Annotated in this window: 24 protein-coding genes; 8 read left to right on the top strand and 16 right to left on the bottom strand. The window is 44.9% G+C overall.

Going from position 1 to position 23,263, the window contains the following annotated elements:
- Nucleotides 1–38 precede the first annotated feature (38 nt).
- The 3 genes from dsdA to C1T29_RS13490 form a co-directional block, all read right to left on the bottom strand.
- Nucleotides 39–1,388: a D-serine ammonia-lyase gene (gene dsdA, locus C1T29_RS13480; protein ID WP_103749602.1), complete on the bottom strand. Its 1,350-nt coding sequence runs from the start codon at nucleotides 1,386–1,388 to the stop codon at nucleotides 39–41.
- Nucleotides 1,389–1,462: 74 nt separating this feature from the next.
- The gene (locus C1T29_RS13485) at nucleotides 1,463–2,242 is read right to left on the bottom strand and encodes an SDR family NAD(P)-dependent oxidoreductase (RefSeq protein WP_071580426.1); all 780 of its coding nucleotides are present in this window, start codon (nucleotides 2,240–2,242) and stop codon (nucleotides 1,463–1,465) included.
- A gap of 5 nt (nucleotides 2,243–2,247) precedes the next feature.
- Nucleotides 2,248–3,207 carry an MBL fold metallo-hydrolase gene (locus C1T29_RS13490; protein ID WP_103749601.1) on the bottom strand — a complete coding sequence of 320 codons (960 nt, stop codon included), beginning with the start codon at nucleotides 3,205–3,207 and terminating at the stop codon, nucleotides 2,248–2,250.
- Between the two features lie 402 nt (nucleotides 3,208–3,609).
- Between C1T29_RS13490 and proC the strand changes: the two genes are divergently transcribed.
- A complete protein-coding gene (gene proC / locus C1T29_RS13495; RefSeq protein ID WP_103032305.1) occupies nucleotides 3,610–4,443 on the top strand; it encodes a pyrroline-5-carboxylate reductase in 834 nt (277 codons plus the stop codon).
- Between the two features lie 32 nt (nucleotides 4,444–4,475).
- Here the strand turns inward: proC and C1T29_RS13500 are convergent, their stop codons facing one another.
- Entirely contained in the window at nucleotides 4,476–6,110 is a 1,635-nt protein-coding gene (locus C1T29_RS13500) for a M20/M25/M40 family metallo-hydrolase (RefSeq protein ID WP_103749600.1), read from the bottom strand.
- Between the two features lie 172 nt (nucleotides 6,111–6,282).
- Between C1T29_RS13500 and namA the strand changes: the two genes are divergently transcribed.
- On the top strand, nucleotides 6,283–7,299 hold the full coding sequence (gene namA / locus C1T29_RS13505) for an NADPH dehydrogenase NamA (RefSeq protein WP_040082699.1): 1,017 nt from the start codon (nucleotides 6,283–6,285) through the stop codon (nucleotides 7,297–7,299).
- Between the two features lie 109 nt (nucleotides 7,300–7,408).
- On the top strand, nucleotides 7,409–8,170 hold the full coding sequence (locus C1T29_RS13510) for an alpha/beta fold hydrolase (protein WP_014664515.1): 762 nt from the start codon (nucleotides 7,409–7,411) through the stop codon (nucleotides 8,168–8,170).
- Between the two features lie 43 nt (nucleotides 8,171–8,213).
- Here the strand turns inward: C1T29_RS13510 and rpmG are convergent, their stop codons facing one another.
- Together rpmG and rnz are read right to left on the bottom strand one after the other, a co-directional pair.
- Nucleotides 8,214–8,363 (bottom strand): 50S ribosomal protein L33, encoded by a 150-nt coding sequence (rpmG, locus tag C1T29_RS13515; protein ID WP_003226511.1) that lies wholly within the window; start codon nucleotides 8,361–8,363, stop codon nucleotides 8,214–8,216.
- An 80-nt stretch (nucleotides 8,364–8,443) separates the two neighbouring features.
- Nucleotides 8,444–9,367, bottom strand: coding sequence for a ribonuclease Z (gene rnz / locus C1T29_RS13520; protein WP_095431478.1), 924 nt, complete (start codon nucleotides 9,365–9,367; stop codon nucleotides 8,444–8,446).
- Between the two features lie 226 nt (nucleotides 9,368–9,593).
- Here rnz and zwf point away from each other — a divergent pair, with 226 nt between their 5' ends.
- Nucleotides 9,594–11,063: a glucose-6-phosphate dehydrogenase gene (gene zwf, locus C1T29_RS13525; RefSeq protein ID WP_071580421.1), complete on the top strand. Its 1,470-nt coding sequence runs from the start codon at nucleotides 9,594–9,596 to the stop codon at nucleotides 11,061–11,063.
- 128 nt (nucleotides 11,064–11,191) lie between these two features.
- Here zwf and gndA read toward each other — a convergent pair whose 3' ends face one another.
- A complete protein-coding gene (gene gndA / locus C1T29_RS13530; RefSeq protein WP_014664518.1) occupies nucleotides 11,192–12,601 on the bottom strand; it encodes an NADP-dependent phosphogluconate dehydrogenase in 1,410 nt (469 codons plus the stop codon).
- Between the two features lie 109 nt (nucleotides 12,602–12,710).
- Entirely contained in the window at nucleotides 12,711–13,955 is a 1,245-nt protein-coding gene (locus C1T29_RS13535; RefSeq protein WP_014664519.1) for a DNA polymerase IV, read from the bottom strand.
- A gap of 72 nt (nucleotides 13,956–14,027) precedes the next feature.
- Between C1T29_RS13535 and mifM the strand changes: the two genes are divergently transcribed.
- From mifM to C1T29_RS13550, 3 genes are all read left to right on the top strand, one after another.
- Complete coding sequence (mifM, locus tag C1T29_RS13540; RefSeq protein WP_087614861.1) at nucleotides 14,028–14,315, top strand: membrane protein insertion/folding monitor MifM; 288 nt, start codon at nucleotides 14,028–14,030, stop codon at nucleotides 14,313–14,315.
- 29 nt (nucleotides 14,316–14,344) lie between these two features.
- Complete coding sequence (locus C1T29_RS13545) at nucleotides 14,345–15,172, top strand: membrane protein insertase YidC (RefSeq protein ID WP_103749599.1); 828 nt, start codon at nucleotides 14,345–14,347, stop codon at nucleotides 15,170–15,172.
- Nucleotides 15,173–15,352: 180 nt separating this feature from the next.
- A complete protein-coding gene (locus C1T29_RS13550; RefSeq protein ID WP_071580418.1) occupies nucleotides 15,353–16,081 on the top strand; it encodes a YqjF family protein in 729 nt (242 codons plus the stop codon).
- Between the two features lie 44 nt (nucleotides 16,082–16,125).
- Here C1T29_RS13550 and C1T29_RS13555 read toward each other — a convergent pair whose 3' ends face one another.
- From C1T29_RS13555 to mce, 3 genes are read right to left on the bottom strand one after another with little or no spacing between them, the layout of a single operon-like run.
- Complete coding sequence (locus C1T29_RS13555; protein ID WP_003230352.1) at nucleotides 16,126–17,241, bottom strand: tripeptidase T; 1,116 nt, start codon at nucleotides 17,239–17,241, stop codon at nucleotides 16,126–16,128.
- Between the two features lie 17 nt (nucleotides 17,242–17,258).
- A complete protein-coding gene (locus C1T29_RS13560; RefSeq protein ID WP_103749693.1) occupies nucleotides 17,259–18,782 on the bottom strand; it encodes an acyl-CoA carboxylase subunit beta in 1,524 nt (507 codons plus the stop codon).
- A complete protein-coding gene (gene mce, locus C1T29_RS13565) occupies nucleotides 18,775–19,197 on the bottom strand; it encodes a methylmalonyl-CoA epimerase (protein WP_014664524.1) in 423 nt (140 codons plus the stop codon). Before mce ends, C1T29_RS13560 begins: the two co-directional genes overlap by 8 nt.
- A gap of 89 nt (nucleotides 19,198–19,286) precedes the next feature.
- Here mce and prli42 point away from each other — a divergent pair, with 89 nt between their 5' ends.
- Complete coding sequence (prli42, locus tag C1T29_RS13570) at nucleotides 19,287–19,379, top strand: stressosome-associated protein Prli42 (RefSeq protein WP_041521370.1); 93 nt, start codon at nucleotides 19,287–19,289, stop codon at nucleotides 19,377–19,379.
- Between the two features lie 21 nt (nucleotides 19,380–19,400).
- Here the strand turns inward: prli42 and C1T29_RS13575 are convergent, their stop codons facing one another.
- From C1T29_RS13575 to artP, 5 genes are all read right to left on the bottom strand, one after another.
- Nucleotides 19,401–19,931, bottom strand: a complete 531-nt coding sequence (locus C1T29_RS13575) for a L,D-transpeptidase (protein WP_014664525.1) — start codon at nucleotides 19,929–19,931, stop codon at nucleotides 19,401–19,403.
- A gap of 51 nt (nucleotides 19,932–19,982) precedes the next feature.
- A complete protein-coding gene (locus C1T29_RS13580; protein WP_014664526.1) occupies nucleotides 19,983–20,951 on the bottom strand; it encodes an aromatic acid exporter family protein in 969 nt (322 codons plus the stop codon).
- Between the two features lie 73 nt (nucleotides 20,952–21,024).
- Nucleotides 21,025–21,747, bottom strand: coding sequence for an arginine ABC transporter ATP-binding protein ArtM (gene artR / locus C1T29_RS13585; protein WP_014664527.1), 723 nt, complete (start codon nucleotides 21,745–21,747; stop codon nucleotides 21,025–21,027).
- Complete coding sequence (gene artQ, locus C1T29_RS13590; RefSeq protein ID WP_014664528.1) at nucleotides 21,740–22,399, bottom strand: arginine ABC transporter permease ArtQ; 660 nt, start codon at nucleotides 22,397–22,399, stop codon at nucleotides 21,740–21,742. The genes artR and artQ overlap by 8 nt, the downstream gene beginning before the upstream one ends.
- Nucleotides 22,400–22,479: 80 nt before the next feature.
- The gene (artP, locus tag C1T29_RS13595; protein ID WP_071580416.1) at nucleotides 22,480–23,247 is read right to left on the bottom strand and encodes an arginine ABC transporter substrate-binding protein ArtP; all 768 of its coding nucleotides are present in this window, start codon (nucleotides 23,245–23,247) and stop codon (nucleotides 22,480–22,482) included.
- Nucleotides 23,248–23,263 lie beyond the last annotated feature (16 nt).

Here is a 23,263-nt window from a genome sequence, read left to right on the forward strand (position 1 = left end):
TTACAAAGATTGTAACGGAAAACCTTTTCACTGTCTGCTTATTTTTTCATTTCGTTTTTTAGCAAATCAGCACCGATTCGGTTATACGCAGCCATTTCCTCTTTTGGAACCATGCTTCCTCCCGTTCCCCAGACGATATGTACGGCATGCTCCATATTATATTTCTGACTATAGCGCCTTCCCTCTTCTGTCGAATAAAGTTGAACCGGCCCCAACATGCCGGCAAGAGCAGATGGCTCTAAATATTGATTTTCAGATACAGCCAGCATATGAAGCAAAGTATAAAGCATATTGTCCTCTACCGTATAACAGCCGCTCAGAAGCGGTTCAATCAGCTTGCCGACAAACCCTGACGGCCTCCCTACGGCAAGTCCGTCAGCAGCCGTCCGATTATCCAGACCGATATCCTGGACGGAGATCTGCTCGTGAAGTCCTGAATAAAGCCCTAACAGCATACACGGTGAATGAGTTGGTTCTGCGAAAAACACGTGAACATGATCTCCGTATAAAAGCTTCAGCCCAAAGGCTACACCGCCCGGTCCTCCGCCGACTCCGCACGGCAGATACACAAACAAGGGCGTTTCGAGACTTGGCTGTATATTCATATTGTCAAGCTGTGTTTTTAATCGGCTTGCAGCAACAGCATATCCTAAGAACAGCTGACGAGAATGTTCATCATCAATAAAATAACAGAATGGATCTTGTTCCGCCTGCCGTCTCCCTTCGTTCACCGCTTCACTGTAATCTGTTTCGTACTCCATAACAGTGACACCCTTTTGGCGGAGGAGATCCTTTTTCCACTGCTTAGCATCGGCCGACATATGCACTGTCACGCGAAACCCGAGTGCCGCGCCAATGATGCCGATGCTTAAACCCAGGTTTCCTGTTGAACCGACAGCAATCGAATAGCGGGAGAAAAACGCGGCAAACCGGTCTTCCCGTAAGATGCGGTAATCATCGGTTTCCTGAAGTATGCCTTCTTGAAGCGCCAGATCTTCTGCAAGCTTTAATACTTCATAAATCCCGCCCCGCGCTTTAATCGATCCTGAAATCGGTAGTTCGTGGTCGCACTTTAACAGCCATCTTCCCGGGAATGGCTGCTGATATGCCGCTTCCAGCTTTTCCTTCATATCCTGCATCTCAAAAAGCGGAGACTCGATGATCCCTTTAGCGCCTTTCGTCTCAGGAAACACCTCGGCAATATAAGGGGCAAAGCGCCGCAGTCTTTTTTCCGCTTCCGCGATCTCGGTTGCCCACTCATCTGCATGGGGTAATGGCCGCTTCTCTTTCTTGCCTGAATTTGCCCAGAATACAGGCTCTGCATCAATCAGTTTCTGAATAAACGGATCTTTGAGCAGAACATGAAGGACATCTGAATGAATTGACATTCAACAATCTCTCCCTTCCACTATCAAAAACTGCCTCGTGAGAAACAATCATTCCACCACAGGCAGTTCCATCATTATTTTTTCATGAGCGCGCGTCCTGCCAGCTTTTCAACGAGAGCTGGAAACAGCTGATACAGCTTAGTGCCGGCATTCATTAAACGCGGAAGATTGATCTCCCGTTTGTTCGTAAAAATTGCAGCTGTAATTTGAGCTGCCACGTCATCAGGATCAAGCATCCAGCGGCCGACATTTTTGACGTAGTCCCCGCCTTTATCAGCAATGGAAAAAAAGTCCGTCTGAATCGGTCCTGGATTGACTGTTGTCACATAAATGCCGGTTCCCGACAGCTCCATCCGCAAAGCATTTGAGTATCCTAGCACGGCATGTTTTGTCGCGGAATACAGGCTCGACTTCGGTGTTGCGATTTTCCCCGCTTGAGAGGCGATATTGATGATATGGCCCTTTTTTTGCTCAAGCATTTGCGGGAGCACCGCTTTTGTACAGGCGACCAGGCCGAACACATTTACATCAAACATTGCTTTCATGTCTTCCAATGTCGAGTCTAAAACCGTTTCAAATATACCGAAGCCCGCATTGTTGATCAGGACATCAACCGAGCCGATCTGATCACGGACCCGGGCGATATCCTCTAGGCGGCCGACATCCAGAGGAAAGATCTCACACTGTCCGCTCCATCCCTCTGTTATTTTCCTTTTGATTTCTATCAAACGATCCTCACGTCTAGCCGACAGCAGGACATGGGCTCCTTCAGCCGCGCATAAGTATGCGATTCTTTCTCCAAGCCCTCCTGAAGCACCGGTTATCCAAATCCTTTTTCCCGCTATATGTTTCACCCATTTCACCTCTTCATTGTTCTAAAGTATGCGATGTTTCCTTCCCAATATGACGTGATGGCTTCTTCAGCCTCCAACACATCAAGATGCCCTGCCGTTTCTGACATCGTTAAAAACAATTCCTTTTCATATACAGCAGGAAAAAGCTGCTGACAGACCTGAAAAGCGGTCATCGGCTTTTCAGCCAGCATGCGACGCACATCCTCCGTCCTGTTCCTCTGCTTGTCAAAACGCTTCTCAATCAGCGCTTGGACACTGGTGATAGGCTCGCCGTGACCAGGAAATACGATTGTTGGCTCAAATTGAGACAGCCTTCGCAATGACCGCTGATAGTCCACTAAAGGCTTTGACCTGACGTCTCCCGCTTTCGGCGCTTCTATAATCGGATTAGACGAGCTGTTGGCCAGCAGTAGATCTCCGCCAAGCATCCTTCCGCTTTTTTCATGGAAAAGAACGATATGCGATTCAGCATGTCCAGGCATCTCCAACACAGACCAGCCCTCAAGCCCGTCAATGCCCATACCTTCACTGATTGTTTTTGTCAGAGATCTCGTACAGGAAAATGCATACGCTGACCGAATCAGCTTTTCCGCCTTCCCCGTATCAAATGGAACGCCTAATTCAGGCAGCAACTTTTGAAAAAAACGTTTTTGCCAATCCATAAAGGCTTGATTTCGGCTGATATAAGGTTCGTTGAAGGCATGCCCAATCACTTCGATTTCATCTGAAAAGACATCAAGCAAGCCTGCATGGTCAGCATGATGGTGAGTCAGTACAACCTGCTCGATATCTGACATTTTCACATTTACAGCAGCAAGCTGCTCTTGTAAGGCGCTGGCAGCCTCTTTTGTATTCGGCCCGGCATCGATAAGTGTCAGCGCATCACCTTTTACGAGGTAAACGATAACATCGCCGACAGCAAACGGCGTCGGGATGCGGATCGCAATTACATCTTCAGTTGTCATCCTTTCGCTCCTTGTCTTCATTCATTATTCATATTTTAGCTTTTTCTCGGTCTTATGTCATTATTGCTGAATGAGAACAGACCTTTTTGAAAAAGCTATTGACATGAGCTTGTCCGCCATTGCATAATGAACAACAAACTAAAACGAGAACATTGGAACGCTATGACGAGGAATAGTATACAAGGCAATGGCCTAAGAGAGCGATACCCCTGGCTGAAAGGTATTGCGGCCCGCTTGTTTGTAGAACCTGCCCTCAAGTCGCGGTTAGGAAAACCTAAACGTTTCCCGCGTTACGGGATTTGAGCTGAGCACAATTTGTGCTAATGAGGGTGGTACCGCGAACCTTTTCGTCCTTTACGTGATGAAAAGGTTTTTTGTTGTTCTGATAGAAGGAGGATATCAATGAAAAAAATAGGATTTGTCGGCGCCGGGTCAATGGCTGAAGCAATGATCAACGGTATTTTGCAAAGCGGCATCACAAAATCAGAACATATCTATATTACAAACCGCTCAAATGACGAGCGTCTAATTGAATTAAAGGAAACGTACGGCGTGCGTCCATGCAGAGATAAAAATGAGTTTTTCACTCACACCGATATCATCATCCTCGCTTTCAAACCGAAAGACGCGGCGGAAAGCATCGACAGCATCCGGCCGTATCTCAAGGACCAGCTGGTGATTTCAGTACTTGCAGGCCTTACCATCGAAACCATTCAGCATTATTTCGGCAGAAAGCTGGCTGTCATTCGCGTCATGCCGAATACATCAGCGGCAATCAGAAAATCAGCAACCGGATTTTCCGTAAGCGCGGAAGCAAGCCAGGACGATATTGCTGCTGCAAAGGCTCTATTGGAAACAATCGGTGATGCCACACTGGTTGAGGAGCGTCACCTTGACGCCGTCACTGCAATCGCAGGCAGCGGTCCGGCCTACGTGTATCGTTATATTGAGGCGATGGAAAAAGCGGCGCAAAAAGTAGGATTAGATAAAGAAACGGCAAAAGCACTCATTTTGCAGACAATGGCGGGGGCAACTGATATGCTCCTTCAAAGCGGCAAACAGCCTGCACAGCTGCGCAAGGAAATCACCAGTCCTGGGGGCACTACAGAGGCAGGCCTTCGCGCTTTACAGGACTCCCGCTTTGAAGAAGCGATTATTCACTGTATTGAAGAGACCGCTAAACGGAGCGCAGAAATCAAAGAACAGTTTGCCGGAGCGGCTTTAGAGAGGCATTAGACAGAAGGATAGGGCCTTCTGTCTTTCTTTTTCTACAACTGCTGGCCGGCTGTTTCCGGTTGCTTCAATAGCGCGGAAATCGTAAATGAAAGCAAATCGGGAAGCACTTCAAAGGAATAAGGCATATACAATCTTTCCGTCCATTTGTGCGGGTCTTTACCAGCCGGACCGACATTTAAAACGGGGACATATAGAGCCTGTTCTTTGCCGCTTGGCAATGAATATCCTCTGTTAAAGAGCGGCATATTGCTTGTGTATGCTTCAACCTCCTGCTTTTCCAGCTGAAGATAGCTCAAGTCCGATAGTCCGGGGAAGTACTGAACCTCCCGCAACGCAATGCCGTATCTGTTAGCCGCATACTGCATAAGCTGATCAGCTGTATGTCTAATCAATTGATCGTCCTTTGAAGAAACGGCCGGATAAAACGGAGGACTATAAAAAAGAACGATAAGCGGAGCATCCTCCTTACAAAGCGAAGCAATCTCAGAAACAATTTTCGTCGAAAAATCCCTGTCTCCAAGCTCCCCCCTGTTAGCAAAGGCATAATTAAGAGCTCGGTCTGTTTCCGAAATTCCAGCACGTTTTTTTGCACGCGCAACCAGCTCATCAAATGTCAAAACAGTGACGGCCCGTTCAATCGGCTGAAAAGGCTCAAATTGTTGAAAGTCCTGTGTTTTCTTCCGAACGTTCGACATGATTTCCGCCGCCGCCTGTTTTGCGGTTTTCAGCAGCATCTGATGCAGCTCACTAGCCGAGCGTTTCATTGACAGCACATTAAATAATGTGACAGCTGTATGCGGTGTCTGAACTGAATATGCCTCTTTCAAGTCCTTTTGCATTAAGTTTACCGGCGGCGGAGTGACCTCACCATCAACCTTTTCACAATAATCAGCATTCAGTTCAAGCAAACGGTTAATCTCAGATACCATTAAATTCGCGTTTAGGCCTGAAAACGGCTCTCCGACATGTGTCTCAATTCCCTTGCAGAAAAATCCCGCAAGCACCTTGCCAATGCTTCCTGTATAAAAATATTGCTGCTGGTCGCCGGGGAATTTTTCAAACATCGGTTCAGCATTCAGGCAGGCGGTTAATGTGATATTATGCTTTTTCTCCATTTCCTTCAATACAGGAACCGCCTCAATCATGCCTCTTGAATTCACTTCCTCGTCCGGAACTGTTATCAACAGCAGATTGCCCTCAAAATGGCCGTTCATTGCCCGCTCCAGCATCGACAACTGAACACAAAGCCCCGCTTTCATATCCATCGTCCCTCTGCCAAACAGCCAGTCTCCGCTTTCAGCATCTCTTCTCACACGTTCAGGAAGCAGCTCTTTTTTCTCTAAAAAGGAACTCAAAAGCTCAGCAGGCTTGCAAGCCATATGTTTAAATTCTCCGTAATCCTCTATGTCAACGACATCAAAATGACTCAACAGAAGCACTGTCTTTTTGACCTTCTTCTTTTTGACTAGAGCCGTAAGAAAAGATCTGCCATCGTCCATCGTATGAAGAGTTACATCATCTGGATGTTTTTGAAAATAAGGCTTGTCTTTCAAAATAAAATAAAGATATTCCGCAAGTGCTGCCTCGCCCTTCGAACCGGTGATGCTTTCGTATTGCACAAGAGAAGTTAAAAGTGCCCGCAATTCGTCCTTCGTCTGCCAATTCATCGATTTCCGCCCCTCCTATGTATAAAAACGCTTCTAGCTTGAAAAATAAGATGATTCCCTGTCTATTATACAGAAATGTTTGACAAAAACGGTTCTTTTGAGCAGTTTATATGACGCGAAAGAAATGACTTGATATAATCAATCTCTAAAAACCTTACGGGAGGCGAAAGAAATGGCCAGAAAATTATTCACACCTATTACAATTAAAGATATGACATTAAAAAATCGCATTGTTATGTCGCCAATGTGCATGTATTCTTCTCATGAAAAGGACGGGAAATTAACGCCGTTCCACATGGCGCATTACATATCGCGTGCAATCGGCCAGGTCGGACTGATTATTGTAGAGGCGTCAGCAGTTAACCCTCAGGGTCGAATCACAGACCAAGACTTAGGCATTTGGAGCGACGAGCATATTGAAGGCTTTGCCAAACTGACTGAGCAGGTCAAAGAACAAGGTTCAAAAATCGGCATTCAGCTTGCCCATGCCGGACGTAAAGCTGAGCTTGAAGGAGACATTTTCGCTCCATCGGCGATTGCGTTTGACGAACAATCAGCAACACCAGTAGAAATGTCAGCAGAAAAAGTAAAAGAAACGATCCAGGAGTTTAAGCAAGCGGCTGCCCGCGCAAAAGAAGCCGGCTTTGATGTGATTGAAATTCATGCGGCGCACGGATATTTAATTCACGAATTTTTATCTCCGCTTTCCAACCATCGCACAGATGAATACGGCGGCTCACCTGAAAACCGCTATCGTTTCTTGAGAGAGATCATCGATGAAGTCAAACAAGTATGGGACGGGCCATTATTTGTCCGTGTATCTGCCTCAGACTATACAGATAAAGGATTGGACATCGCCGATCACATCGGTTTTGCAAAATGGATGAAGGAGCAAGGTGTTGACTTAATCGACTGTAGTTCAGGCGCCCTTGTTCACGCAGACATTAATGTATTTCCCGGCTATCAGGTCAGCTTCGCCGAGAAAATTCGTGAACAGGCGGACATGGCGACTGGTGCCGTCGGCATGATTACAGACGGTTCAATGGCTGAAGAAATTCTGCAAAACGGACGTGCCGACCTCATCTTTATCGGCAGAGAGCTTTTGCGGGATCCATTCTTTGCAAGAACCGCCGCGAAACAGCTCAATACAGAGATTCCGGCCCCTGTTCAATACGAAAGAGGCTGGTAATGCCTATGAGAGATATCCACTGCCGGATATCTCTTTTTTTATTTTTAGAGAAACGATCGGCTAAGGTTCTCCGTCTCCCTAGTAGAACCAATTAGAGGAGATGACTCCAATGAAATCAGCTTGGATGGAAAAGACATATACAATTGACGGATGTGCGTTTCATACACAGCACCGGAAAGGAACAAGCGGTGTAACGATTGTCTTTGAGGCCGGCTACGGTACTTCTTCTGAGACGTGGAAACCATTAATGGCGGACATTGATGATGAATTTGGCATTTTCACATATGATCGGGCGGGCATAGGGAAAAGCGGGCGAAGCAGAGCGAAACGAACAGCTGAACAACAAGTGAAAGAATTGGAGAGTTTGCTTAAAGCAGCAGATGTAAAACCTCCTTATCTGGCTGTTTCACACTCATACGGAGCTGTCATCACCGGCTTATGGGCCTGCAAAAACAAGTATGATATTATCGGTATGGTCCTTCTTGATCCAGCTTTAGGAGATTGCGCCAGCTTCACCTTTATACCCGAAGAGATGCACAAATCATATACGAGAAAGATGATGCTTGAGGGCACACCTGCAGAATTTTCAAAAAGTCTGCAGGAGCTCAAACAGCGGCAAATCCATTTAGGAAACATGCCTCTCCTTGTATTGTCATCAGGAGAACGGACTGAGAAATTCGCTGCTGAACAGGAATGGCAAAACTTGCACAGCAGCATATTGTCTCTATCCAACCAAAGCGGCTGGATTCAAGCTAAAAACAGCTCCCACAACATCCATCATGATGAACCTCATATCGTTCATTTGGCTATCTATGACGTATGGTGCGCAGCGTGCCAGCAGGCCGCCCCTCTTTACCAGGCAGTCAATTAACGTAAAAAAAGACCGGGCCGTAAGAGACGCCCGGTCTTTTTTGTTATTTTGTTTCACGGTGAAGGGTATATTTCTTCAGACGCGGTGAATATTTTTTCAGCTCCAAACGATCTGGATTGGTGCGTTTATTTTTTGTTGTAATGTAATTTCGGTCTCCCGTTTCAGTGCAAGCTAAAGTAACATTGACTCTCATCGTTCACATCTCCTTTTTTAAAACGTAATGATTACGCTTTATTATACAACGTAATGGCAAATTGTCAAATAAGTATGCCTTCAGCCTCGCTGGATGGGTACCTCTAAGAAATCATATGCCGCCACACTATTTTGGAAAACGTCAACCGCTTCTTTTTGAAGCTCCAAAGAGGCATCTCCCTGATATCTTGCGCTGATATGGGTTAAAATGAGCTGCTTTGCTCCTGCTTCTTTCGCTGTTACAGCCGCTTGTTCCGTTGTGCTGTGATAATAATCATAAGCCAGTTTATGATCTTCCTTAGCAAAGGTTGCTTCATGAACAAGCACATCGCAATCTCTTGCAAGCTCTTTTAGTTTGTCGCTAACTCTCGTATCTCCGGAGAACACAACAGATCTTCCTTTTTTGGGAGGCTCCAGAAAATCACTCCCATTGATGATGCGTCCGTCTTCAAGCGTTACCGTTTCGCCTTTTTTGATTTTCTGATACACGGGTCCGGGCGGGATGTTCATTTCTTTTAATACATCCGCCTTCAGGGCACCCGTTACGTCTTTTTCCTGCACACGGTACCCGAAGGCTTCTACGCCATGAATAACAGAAACCGCTGTGACAATAAACTGATCGTCTTCAAACACGATGCCTTCTTCAATTTCCTGGACCGCAAGCGGATATGTCAAATGGGTTTTCGTGACGGCAAGGCTTGTTTCAATAAACGCTTTGATCCCTTTAGGTCCGTACACTGTCAGCTCGTCCTCTCCGCCTTGAAAGGAACGGCTCCCCAGAAGCCCCGGAAGTCCGTATACATGGTCACCATGCATATGTGTAATAAAGATTTTCTCTATTTTACGAGGTTTAATCGTTGTATGTAAAATTTGATGCTGTGTGGCTTCCCCGCAGTCAAAAAGCCATACCGAACGCCTTTCTTCAAGCAATTTCAATGCGATAGAGGTGACGTTTCTCGTCTTGGCGGGAATGCCGGCTCCCGTCCCTAAAAAAAGTAATTCCACGTTTCCTTCCTCCTACTAGAACCAGATACCTACAAGAATACAGGATCAAGCGCAAAATGTGAATCTTGCCTCTCAAAAGAACAATCCTTTCGTGCTAGAAACATTTTTTCAGCATTCTGCTTAAAAAAGGGCTTAAATGTTTGCTTTCGTTGAATTTTAGATTTAAAATGAAGGAAATATACGGGGTGTACTAAAATAAAGCTTCGAATAAAGTGAGGTACTTTTAGTGAAAACAAACCAACAACCAAAAGCAGTAATTGTCATATTCGGTGCAACTGGAGATTTAGCAAAACGAAAATTGTATCCGTCTATTCACCGTTTATATCAAAACGGACAAATCGGAGAAGAGTTTGCAGTGGTAGGAGTTGGAAGAAGACCTTGGTCAAATGAGGATCTTCGCCAAACTGTTAAAACATCCATTTCCTCATCTGCAGATAAGCATATAGATGATTTCACGTCTCATTTTTACTATCACCCTTTCGACGTGACAAATCCTGGATCTTATCAAGAGCTTAACGTATTGCTTAACCAGCTGGAAGATACATATCAAATTCCGAACAACAGAATGTTCTACCTGGCAATGGCTCCTGAATTCTTCGGAACAATTGCAAAAACATTAAAATCAGAGGGTGTAACAGCTACAACAGGCTGGTCCCGCCTTGTCATCGAAAAGCCGTTCGGCCACGATCTGCCAAGCGCACAGGCATTAAACAAAGAAATCCGTGAAGCGTTTACGGAAGATCAAATTTACAGAATCGACCATTATCTAGGCAAACAAATGGTTCAGAACATTGAAGTGATTCGATTTGCCAATGCGATTTTCGAACCGCTCTGGACAAACCGCTACATCTCAAACATTCAAATTACGTCTAGCGAATCACTTGGCGTAGAAGACCGTGCAAGATATTACGAAAAATCAGGCGCCCTGCGCGACATGGTGCAAAACCATATTATGCAGATGGTTGCCCTCCTTGCAATGGAGCCGCCGATCAAATTGAACACAGAAGAAATCCGCAGCGAAAAAGTGAAGGTGCTGAGAGCACTGCGCCCTATTGCAAAAGATGAAGTGGATGAATACTTTGTGCGCGGACAATATCAAGCCGGTGAAATTGACGGTGTACCTGTTCCTTCTTATACAGAAGAAGATAATGTCGCTCCTGACTCCAATACAGAAACCTTTGTTGCCGGCAAGCTCTTGATCGATAACTTCAGATGGGCTGGTGTTCCATTCTATATCCGTACCGGAAAACGAATGAAAGAAAAGTCCACAAAAATTGTCGTTCAATTTAAGGACATTCCGATGAACCTGTACTACGGCAATGAAAACAACATGAATCCGAACTTGCTTGTCATTCATATTCAGCCTGAAGAAGGCATTACCCTTTACTTAAATGCTAAAAAGCTTGGCGGTGCAGCACACGCGCAGCCAATCAAACTCGATTATTGCAGCAATTGCAATGACGAGTTGAACACCCCTGAAGCATATGAAAAACTAATTCACGACTGTCTTCTTGGCGATGCAACAAACTTTGCACACTGGGATGAAGTTGCCCTTTCTTGGAGCTTTGTCGACTCCATTTCTGAAACATGGGCAGCAAACAAAACCTTATCTCCTAACTACGAATCAGGCTCAATGGGACCGAAAGAATCAGATGATCTTTTGGCGAAAGACGGCTTGCACTGGTGGAATATATAATAAGAAAAAAGCCGAAAATGCTTTTGAGCATTTTCGGCTTTTTTGCAGCTGTCACAGAGGTATAGCACTCTCTTTAATAACAAAACCCCCCCGAAGCGCTTGCGGTTCGGGGGGGGGGGTTCTATTGATTACTTCATCCATTCAGTATGGAAAATACCTTCTTTATCAGTACGCTCATACGTATGAGCGCCAAAGTAGTCACGCTGTGCTTGGATTAAGTTTGCAGGCAGTACGGCTGTACGGTAGCTGTCATAATAAGCTAATGCGCTTGAGAATGATGGCACCGGCACACCTTGGGCAACTGCAAGTGAAATCACCTGGCGAAGCGCTCCTTGGTAGCTTTCTGCAATATTCTTGAAGTAGCTGTCAAGAAGCAGGTTGTCAAGCTCAGGCTCGCGATCGTAAGCTTCTTTGATTTTCTGAAGGAACGCTGCACGAATGATGCAGCCGCCACGGAAGATCATAGCGATTTCACCATATTTCAGATCCCAGTTATATTCTTCAGAAGCAGCTTTCATTTGGGCAAATCCTTGCGCGTATGAGCAGATTTTACTCATGAACAACGCTTTTCTGACCGCTTCAATCAGCTCTTCTTTATTTTCCGTAACAGGCTTCACTTCCGGTCCTGAAAGAAGTCCGCTCGCTTTCACACGCTCTTCCTTCATAGCTGAGATAAAACGCGCGAATACAGATTCAGTAATAATCGGAAGCGGAACACCTAAGTCAAGTGCGCTTTGGCTTGTCCATTTTCCTGTTCCTTTTTGTCCTGCTTTATCGAGAATCACATCAACAAGCGGTTTGCCTGTCTCTTCGTCTTTTTTCGTGAAGATGTCAGCTGTAATCTCAATCAGGTAGCTGTCAAGCTCTCCTTTATTCCATTCAGCGAAAACTTCATGAAGCTCATCAGCTGAAAGGCCCAGCACCTGTTTCAGAATGAAGTAAGATTCAGAAATCAGCTGCATATCTCCATATTCAATACCGTTGTGCACCATTTTTACATAATGGCCGGCACCATCAGGACCGATATATGTCGTACAAGGTTCTCCGTCAACTTTTGCAGAAATGGCTTCAAGAATCGGTTTCACAAGCTCATGTGCTTCTTTTTGTCCGCCAGGCATGATAGAAGGCCCTTTAAGCGCCCCTTCTTCTCCGCCGGAAACGCCTGTTCCGATAAAATGAATACCGCTTTCAGCGAGTTCTTTGTTACGGCGCTGCGTATCTTTATAATATGTATTTCCGCCGTCAATTAAAATATCATCCTTCTCTAGATGAGGGAGAAGAGATTGAATTGTCGCATCTGTTGCAGTTCCCGCTTTAACCATTAATAAGATTTTGCGCGGTGTTTCCAAGGATTGGACAAATTCTTCAATGCTGTATGTGCCAACAACATTTTTTCCTTTTGCCTCCTGCAAAAACTCCTCAGTCTTACTGCTTGATCTGTTGTAAACAGAAACAGAAAATCCCCGGCTTTCGATATTTAAAGCCAGATTTTTACCCATGACCGCAAGTCCGATAACGCCGATTTGTTGTTTTGACATATTCTAACGTCCCTTCTGCAAACGTTTAATCATTTTAAAATTTAAATTAAAATAAAATGATATTTATAATAAAGAAATTACCATACTTTCACCCTTTTTTTCAAGCGATTCAGCTTTTCTTTTCATCCTGAAAAAAATCTTTATTAAAGCTTGTTCCCTTCGTTTTGCTCTCCTCTTTTTTTAACCTTGCCCCTTTTCTGATCAGTTTAGATCCGTACTTTTCATTCAGCTTTTCCATTATCTGCTGAATGGGCTCATCCCTCGCATCCTCATTAAAGCTGAACAAATCGAGCTGCTTATAGGCCTGCTCTTTTTCTACCAAATCGGTTCCGGTAATGCCAAGCAGCCTGACAGGATTTTTATTCCAGTGTTTAAAAAAGAGGTGCTCTGCTTCTTTCAAGATTTCATTTTTTTGATCAATCGGATTTCTCAGCGTAATGCTTCTCGTGATGGTTTTCCAATCCGCATATCTAATCATAATAAATAGCTTTGAAGCCATGACTTCCTTGCGCTGTAAACGGTCACTCACGGAAGCGGCAAGTTTTCTAAAAACGCCTAACAGCTCCTCTTCATCACTGGAATCATGTGAAAGTGTCGATGAGTTGCCGACGCTTTTAAATTCGTAAATGCGCTCCGGGTCAACCGGCGCATGGTGAATGCCGTTTGCTTTATTTTTAAGGCGCGGACCGTTGATGCCAAGCAGGCGCTTCAGCGAGTGTTCATCAGCTGCAGCTAGCTCTCCGATTGTATGAATGCCGAGTCCTTTCAGTTTTTCCGCTGTCTTATTGCCAACTCCGTGCATCTCTCCAACAGGAAGCGGCCAAAGGATGTCGGGCACTTGCCTCTTTCTTAAAATCGTAATTCCAAGCGGCTTTTTCATATCAGACGCCATCTTAGCGAGAAATTTATTCGGCGCGATTCCTATGCTTGACGGAAGCAGCAGCTCTTTTTGCAATCTGCTTTGGATTTCTTTTGCCGTCTCCAGCGCTCGGCTGCTGTATGGTGTATCGGTCATGTCCATATAGCCCTCATCAATGGAGACAGGCTCCACCAGGTCAGTATATTCACGGAGAATAGTAAACATGGCTCTGGAAGAGTTTCTATAGCGGTCAAAATTTGGCGGAAGAACGATGAGCTCTGGACAATGGCGCTTCGCTTGCCAAACCGGCATTGTTGTTTTGACGCCGCGCGCCCTTGCTTCGTAGCTGCATGTCACCACAATGCCCTTTCGCTCCTTTACGTTTCCGGCAACTGCGACCGGCTTTCCCCGGAGAGCCGGATCATATGCCATTTCAACCGATGCATAAAAGCTATTCATATCAATATGGAAAATAATTCGGCTCTTTCCCGGCATAAACAAATCTCCTTTTCGTTCATTAGACAACGGCTTGTACATATAGTAAAATGAAGGTACTGAATGGATGTGATTAAAATGTTTGTGGAATCGATAAATGACGTTTTATTCTTAGTCGATTTTTTCACAATTATTCTTCCTGCTCTGACGGCAATCGGGATTGCATTCCTCTTACGAGAGTGCCGTGCCGGCGAGCAATGGAAATCAAAACGAACAGATGAACATCAGACGGTCTTTCACATTAACCGAACAGACTTTCTTATTATTATATATCATCGCATTACAACTTGGATACGTAAAGTCTTCCGCATGAATTCGCCTGTGAACGATGAGGAAGACGCGGGTTCTCTTCTTTTATAAACCGCATTTATAAAAAGGAGGAGAACAAATTGGTAAAAACATATCAAAAACTTTTGGCTATGGGTATCTTTTTGATCGTATTATGCTCGGGCAATGCTGCGTTCGCAGCGACTAATCAGGTGGGGGGCCTCAGCAACGTAGGGTTTTTCCATGACTATTTAATTGAACCGTTTTCTGCTCTGCTTAAGGGTGTTGCCGGGCTGTTTCACGGAGAATACGGACTCTCTATTATCCTCGTAACCATTATTGTGCGTATGGTTGTACTGCCTTTGTTTGTTAATCAGTTCAAAAAACAGCGCGTGTTCCAAGAGAAAATGGCCGCTATTAAACCTCAGGTTGACAGCATTCAGGCCAAATTGAAAAAAACGAAGGACCCTGAAAAACAAAAAGAGCTGCAAATGGAAATGATGAAGCTGTATCAAGAGAACAACATCAATCCGCTTGCGATGGGCTGTCTTCCAATGCTGATTCAGTCTCCGATTATGATTGGGCTTTATTACGCGATTCGCTCCACACCTGAAATTGCGTCACACTCGTTTTTATGGTTCAGTTTAGGGCAATCTGATATTCTCATGTCTCTTAGTGCAGGGATTATGTATTTTGTCCAAGCCTATATCGCTCAAAAACTGAGCGCGAAATATTCCGCTGTCCCGCAAAACCCAGCGGCGCAGCAATCCACAAAATTGATGGTGTTCATCTTCCCTGTGATGATGACGATTTTCTCGCTTAATGTTCCGGCAGCGCTGCCGTTGTACTGGTTCACAAGCGGACTATTCTTGACAGTGCAAAACATTGTCCTGCAGATGTCGCACCATAAAAGTAAAAAATCTGCCGCTCTTACTGAGCCGGTGAAATAATAAAGCAACCCCGCGCGAAAAGCCGGGGTTGTTTTTTGTTACTTGCAAAGCATACCGCGCCAAACAGTCTTGTTTATCATGGCTGAAGCAGAAATGGCCCTCCTAAAAAATAGCCGTATCGTTTAAAAAGAAGGAAATAGGGAATACCTTTACTCACCTCAAACGAAAGGAGCATATACGTTGACGGAACACTTTCAGCAAAAAAACATTTCTATACCTGAAGGAATCTGGATCATGAGACAAACCTGGAATGACATCTTATTTGCCCACTGGCCTGTTGATGTTTCTATCCTTCGCGCTTTAGTACCGCCAGTTTTAGAATTAGATACATATAACGGGCAAGCTTGGATCAGCATGCTTCCCTTTATGCTCACGAACCTAAGGGCGCGTTACCTTCCCCCCATTCCCGGTGCGCGTGCATTTCCTGAGCTTAACCTCCGCACCTATGTCACATATAAAGGCAAGCCCGGCATTTATTTTTTCAGCTTAGATGCCGATCATCGGCTGGCGGTTTTGGGCGCTCGCACGTTCTTTCATTTGCCTTATGTTCACGCTGATATGAAAGCTGAAAAAAACGATGATGGCATTGACTATGTCAGCAAGCGGAGAGACGGCAGAGAAGCAGTATTCCGCGCCGCATACCGGCCCGTTTCAGCTCCTTTTACAGCGGAAAAGGATTCACTCGATTATTGGCTGACGGAACGGTATAGACTCTACACTGCCTACCGAAACAAACTCTATTACGAAGACATCCACCATCACCCATGGCTGCTGCAAAACGCTGAAGCGAAAATTTCAGTCAATACGGTGACAGATGCTCACGGCATTACGTTGCCAGAGGCAGACCCCTTGCTTCATTACGCTAAAAAACAGGACGTGTTATTTTGGCCGCTTAGGAAATGGAGCTAAAAAAACCCGATGCGGGAAATCAATCGCATTCGGGTTTTCTTTTTTTATTTTGCCGCCTCTTCAATAATGGCAACAACCATTTCTGCCGTTTTGACGAGTTCTTCGATCGGCATTTTTTCATTCTTTGTATGAATTTGCTCATAACCGACAGCAAGGTTGACCGTCGGGATGCCATGACCTGCGATTACGTTCGCGTCGCTTCCACCGCCGCTTGTTTGCAGCTCGCTTGGACGTCCGATTTTAGCAGCCGCTTTTTTCGCGATTTCAACAACTTGGTCGCCATCTTGATATTTGAAGCCAGGATACATGACTTCAATTTCGACTTCTGCGCGTCCGCCCATATCAGCAGCAGCCTCTTCAAAAGCAGCTTTCATTTTTTGAACCTGAGCTTCCATTTTCTCAGGAACTAAAGAGCGTGCTTCAGCAAGAATATGGACTTCGTCGCACACAATGTTTGTTTGCGTACCGCCTTCAAACCGGCCGATATTTGCTGTTGTTTCTTCATCAATACGGCCCAATGGCATTTTTGAAATGGCCTTGCTAGCGATTGTAATCGCAGAAATGCCTTTTTCAGGTTCAACCCCGGCGTGCGCGGTTTTCCCGAAAATTGCCGCTCTTACCTTTGCCTGTGTCGGCGCAGCCACAATGATATTTCCGACTTTCCCGTCTGAGTCAAGGGCATAGCCGTAGGATGCTGTAATCATAGAACGGTCAAGCGCCTTCGCTCCGATCAGGCCAGATTCCTCACCTACTGTGATGATGAATTCAATCGTGCCGTGTTCAATGTTTTCTTCTTTCAGCACCTTAATCGCTTCAAACATTGCAGCCAGTCCCGCTTTATCATCAGCACCTAAAATCGTCGTGCCGTCTGTTTTGACGTAACCGTTCTCTACAACTGGTTTTACACCGTTACCGGGTACAACTGTGTCCATATGAGATGTAAAGTAGATCGTATCTGTTTGCTTTGTCCCTTTTAATGTGCAAATCAGATTACCGGCTCCGTGGCCAGTAATATCCATTGTATCGTCTTCTTTAACGTCCACACCTAAATCAGAAAATTTTCGTTTCAGCACTTTGCAGATTTCTGCTTCGTGTTTTGTTTCTGAATCAATTTGGACAAGCTCTAAAAACTCTTCCAGCAGGCGTTTTTCATTCACCATTTGTAAGTCCCTCCATATTAAAGCGGTATGTTACCGTGCTTTTTTTTCGGTCTCTCTTCTGTCTTATGTGCAAGCATATGAAAAGCTTGAATCAGTCTTCCCCTTGATTCTTCCGGCAAAATAATGTCATCGACCATTCCACAAGCGGCCGCTTTGTATGGGCCGGCGTTTTGCTTTTTGTATTCAGCTGTTTTTTGGCGTTTCGCCTTTTGCGAGTCAGCTGAAGCTCTGATTTCCTTTTCATACAAAATCGATGCCGCACCTTCTGGACCCATCACCGCAATTTCAGCATTCGGCCATGCAAATACAAGGTCCGCTCCAATTGCTTTGCTGTTCATGGCTACATAGGCGCCGCCATATGCTTTTCTGATAATGAGCGTGACTTTTGGAACAGTCGCTTCTGCATAAGCAAACAATAATTTTGCTCCATGCCTGATGATTCCGTTGTGCTCCTGCTGAATACCGGGCAGAAATCCCGGGACATCCTCAACAGTCAACAGCGGGATATCAAATGCGTCACAAAAACGGATGAACCTTGCTGCTTTATCAGCAGCGTCAATCGTCAGGCTTCCCGCCAGATGCTTTGGCTGGCTCGCAACAATGCCGATTGCTTTTTCACCCAGCCTTGCAAATCCGATGACAATGTTCTTCGCAAAAAATGGCTGAACCTCAAAAAAAGACTGTGGGTCGGCCAGCTCCTTAATCACCGTCCGAACATCATACGGCTTTGTCGTGTCAGCAGGAACGAGACGGTTTAATAACGGCCTGGAGGCCTCTTTCTCTGGCTTCGGCTCTGTTGTCCGGCCATTCAGCGGCAAATAAGACAGCAGTTTTTTCACCCCTGTCAGAACCTCCTTCTCCGTATGTCCGGAAAAGTGGGCGTTTCCGCTGACGGCATTATGTATCCCCGCTCCGCCTAAGCTCTCCGCATCGACCTGTTCCCCTGTCACTTTTTCAATCACCTTCGGGCCGGTAATAAACATCCGGCCGGTCTGTTCAGCCATAAATATAAAATCTGTGAGTGCCGGAGAATATACAGCGCCTCCAGCGCACGGCCCTAAAATAACCGATATTTGCGGAATGACTCCGGAATATAAGACGTTTCGGTAAAATATGTGACCGTATCCATCTAATGATACCACACCCTCTTGAATTCTCGCACCACCTGAGTCATTCAGCCCGATAATCGGCGCCTTATTTTTTGCTGCCAGATCCATCAAAGCGCAGATTTTTTTGGCATGGGTTTCGCCAAGCGCACCGCCAAACACAGTGAAGTCTTGCGCAAATACATAAACTGAGCGTCCGTCAATTGTGCCGTACCCTGTCACGACCCCATCCCCTAACATGCGCTGTTCTCTTGTTAACACTTGACTTTCCATGAAGGGGTGTAATTCGATAAAGCTGTCCTGATCTAGAAGAAATATGATCCTTTCCCGGGCGGTGAGCTTTCCCTTTTGCCGCTGCTGAGCCTGCTTTTCCAGTCCACCGCCCTCTTCTGCCTGTCTGCGTTTCGTGTATAAATGATCAATGTGCTCATTCATGTTCATTGTGTTGGTCTCCTTTCGGTTCACAAAGCTCTACAAGAACACCATTTGTTTCTCGAGGGGAAATAAACGCGATCTTTTTCCCGTTCGCTCCCTGTCTTGGATACCTGTCAATCAATTGAACTTGCTGGTCAGACAATGCTTTGAGCTGTTCAGATAGGCTGTTGCACAAAAATGCAATATGATGCAGCCCCTGCCCTTTCTTCTCCAAAAATAAACGGATGGGGCTGTCAGCTGTCGACGGTTCTATCAGCTCAAGTTTGACGCTTCCCGCTTGAAAAAAAGCAACTTTCACCTTTTGCTCTTCAACCGTTTCTTGATGAAGAAATGCAAGCCCCAATACATTTTCATAAAAGCGTCTTGCATCTTTTATCGAAAAAACGGCTATCCCGATATGGTCAAGCCTGTTCATTTGCATCCCTGCTTTCGCTAATAGATATCGCTTGTCCGTCCATTCAAAACACGCTAAAATATAGACAGATTGTGTAAGGAGTGAAAATCATGTCTCAAAAACTGATGAAAAGCGTTTTGATCGTGATTTTGGGAGTTTTTATTCTTTCAACTGTACTCTCAGGAATCATCATGTTTTTATAACGATAAAAAAGCAGGGCAGCCTTATTCAATGGGAACATCCTGCTTTTTTATCAGAGCTTTATGCTCGATGGCAATCTCCTCAAAAGAGCGATTGTCGTCCGTGATCAGCACTCTCGTTCCTACTGGTATCGTTTGAAACAAATGAACGACCTCATCGTTATGCATACGTATACATCCGTTTGACACAAATTTTCCTACTGATTCCTCTCGGTTTGTCCCATGAATTCCATAAATCCGCCCGTCCGTTCCTTTCGCGTCAAATCCGATCCATCTTGCCCCAAGCGGGTTGTCAGGAGATCCTCCTTCAATATTTTTCTTTCTGTAGTAAGGATTTTCCGCTTTTACCGTTACCGAAAACTCTCCTTCAGGCGTCAAATCATCTGTTTTTCCAGTGGCCACACTGTACACGCCTTCTACTTTGTTGTCGAGGATAACAGCAAGTTCATTTGTTCGCTTGTTGACAATAACATACGGATCACCCGGCAGCGGATTTTCGCCGAGCGGCCAAATCGGTGAAATCATCATTAAAATCGAACATAAGAAAAAACGCATAAGCTCCTCCTTTTTCATTAGGTTGACCAATGAAGGAAGAGCTCATGCGAATCATCCGAGTGATTTTTGCGCTTTTATTCCTTTAAAATAACTTTTAATCACTAAATATTGTTCCATTTCGCCGAGAAGATGGAAGAGAGCGGCTCTCGCTTCAAATTCCTCTCTAGTCGCCGGAAGCGGCATCTCCTCAAATTCTTTTCTCATGTCAGCAAGCCTTTTCAGAAATTTATACGCCGTGTTCCCAGGGTGTATCGCCTCCCGCAAATCGTGAATAAATTCAGCGATCATTTTTCCCTGATCTACCGTGATGGAGATCGATGTCACTTTAGGGAGAAGGCGTTCAATAATTTCAAATTGCTTTTCTCTCATTTTAAAATAATGATAATGCAGATTTTCGTAACGTAAAATGTGGTTTTGCACATCTCGATAAGCCAGGTTTTTGGCCTCCGTAATGAGCTGGTGCGTTTCCGGAATTTCTTTTCCTGACCAATCTTGCTCACCAGTTAACAAATACCGTTCGATTTCTGCGAAAATGACAGCAAAGTTATCCTCTATCTTTTTGCGGTAAGCAATCAGCTTCCGGTCAAGACTCGGCATATACAAGTTCATCAATAGAGCGACGCCGATGCCGACTGTAATCAGCTGAACTTCATTCCAGATGAAAGCAGGCGTAATGCCGCCGGACATGTATAAATGAAGGATAATAACAGAACTGGTGACGATACCCTCGTTAATTTTTAACAGAACCGTTATCGGAATGAATATCAAAAGAAGCGCTCCGATCACAAACGGGTGGTAGCCAATAAGCTCGAAAAAGAGATAAGAAAAAACAATTGCCAGACAGCATGCCGCAAAGCGGGCCCATGACGCCTGAAGCGACCGTTTTTGTGTGATTTGAATGCACAAAATGGTGATGATTCCTGCTGATGCGAAGTTTTGCAAATGCAATAGCTGGCTTATATAAATAGCCAAAGCTGTTCCAAGCGCGGTCTTTATTGTGCGGTAACCAATTTTAAACATGTCGGACTCCATTTCTATTTGTTTCTTCAATAAAAAAGAAGAAGCGATCAGCCTTCTTCTTTTTTTCTATATTCTATAATATTTTCTCTAAAAAGTCCTGCGCTCTTTTGGATTTTGGCGAAAGAAAAAATTCCTTCGGATTGCCGTCCTCGACAATCGTTCCTTGATCCATAAACAGCACGCGGTCTGCCACTTCTTTTGCGAAGCCCATTTCATGTGTGACAATCACCATGGTCATGCCGGTTTCGACCAGCTCTTTCATCACCTGCAGCACTTCTTTGACCATCTCAGGATCAAGGGCGGAGGTCGGCTCGTCAAACAGCATGATATCCGGATTCATCGCAAGAGCCCTGGCAATCGCGACACGCTGTTTTTGTCCGCCTGACAAACGGTTTGGATAGTCATTTCGCTTTTCAAACAAACCGACTTTGCGGAGCAGGTCCTCAGCTTTCTCCTGTGCGGCCTGTTTTGATTCTTTTTTCACATTGACAGGCGCGTACATGATATTTTCGAGAACCGTTTTGTGCGGAAAGAGATGAAAATGCTGAAAAACCATCCCGATGTTTTCCCGAACCTTTAATGTGTTGGTTTTCGGCTTCGTAATCTCTGTATCTTTTATTGTAATGGTTCCGCCGTTTGGCTTTTCCAGCAGGTTTAAACAGCGTAGGAACGTTGATTTGCCTGAGCCTGAAGGACCGATCACGGCAACAACCTCGCCATCAGCGATTGTTGTTGAAATATTTTTTAATACTTCGTGTTTCCCAAATGATTTTGACAGCTTTTCAACCTTAATCATTGGATTTCAGCTTCCTTTCTACAGCCTTGCCGATAAACGTTAAAATCAAGACAAGCACGTAATAAATCAATCCCGCGATAATGAGCGGCTCAAGATAATTGTAAGTGGCGGCGCCAGCTTGATATGCGCGTCTCATGACATCACCAAGCCCGATGACGGTGACGATCGCTGATTCTTTTGTTAACGTAATTAATTCATTCACAATTGCAGGTGATATATTTTTGAAGGCCTGCGGCAAAAGCAGATCCTTCATCATTTTGCCGTACGGGACACCCAGTGCGACAGCCGCTTCTTTTTGCCCTTTATCAATGGCGTTGATTCCGGCTCTGATAATTTCCGATACATAAGCGGCGGAATTCAAAGACAATGCGACAACCGCAGCCCAAAACTGGTCAATTTGAAATCCGAGCAGCTGAGGAAGTCCAAAATAGACAATCATAAGCTGCAGCACTAAAGGTGTGCCTCTGAACACTGATGTATAAAAATCAGCGATCCAGATCAGCGGGCGGAATGTGCTGATCTTGCATAAGCTTAGCACAATACCGAGTATAAGTCCGATAATAGCAGATACAACAACAATTTTTAATGTAATTGCCAAGCCTTCTAATATAAAAGGAATTTGGGGGATCGTTGCTGAAAAATCCAAATTCATAGCCTTTGTCTCCTTTTCTTACAGGAAAAAAGATTTCCTATTCAATAAAAAGGCTCAACGAAAAAGTTGAGCCGCTTTTTTTACTTCTCGTCAGTGAACCATTTTTTCTTCAATTTCTCAAGCTCTCCGTTATCTTTCATTTCCTTGAGCGCTTTATTGAATTTGTCTGTCAGTTCACTGTCCTTTCTGAAAGCAATTGCTGAACCGGCCTCTTCCGCTTTCGCATCAGGAATCACGAAGCCTTGCAGGTCATCATTTGATTTGAAATACCCTTCTGCAACAATGTCTTCAATAATCGCGGCATCGAAGCGGTCAGATTTGATTTCCTGCACCAAATCAGAAATTCTGTTGCGGTCTTCTGTTTTAAAACCATATTCCGGAGAAAGCTCTTTCCCCTTCTCTTCCTGAATAGACCCAAGCTGAACGCCAACCGTTTTTCCTTTCAGGTCTTTCAAAGATTGAATGCCGCTGTCTTTTTTGCTGACAATCATATGGTTCGCTGTGTAGTACACCTCAGAAAAATCAACTTGTTTTTTACGATCAGGCGTCGGTGTCATTCCTGACAGAACGAGATCCACCTGTTTTGATTTCAGCGCTGTAATTAAGCTGTTGAAGTCCATATCCTGCACTTCAATTTCATAGCCTGCCTTCTTCGCCAGAGCTTTTGCCAACTCCACATCAAAGCCGACAATATCATCGCCTTCTTTATATTCAAACGGTTTGTAATCCGCCGAAGTACCCATAATTATTTTTTTCTTTCCGCTTTCTGAACCTGAATTGCTTGAACCGCATGCAGTTAATGCAAAGGTGATGCAGGCAGTTACAAGTAATAAGAGTATTTTTTTCATGATCCATTTCCCCCAT

Source organism: Bacillus sp. MBGLi79 (assembly GCF_002953915.1).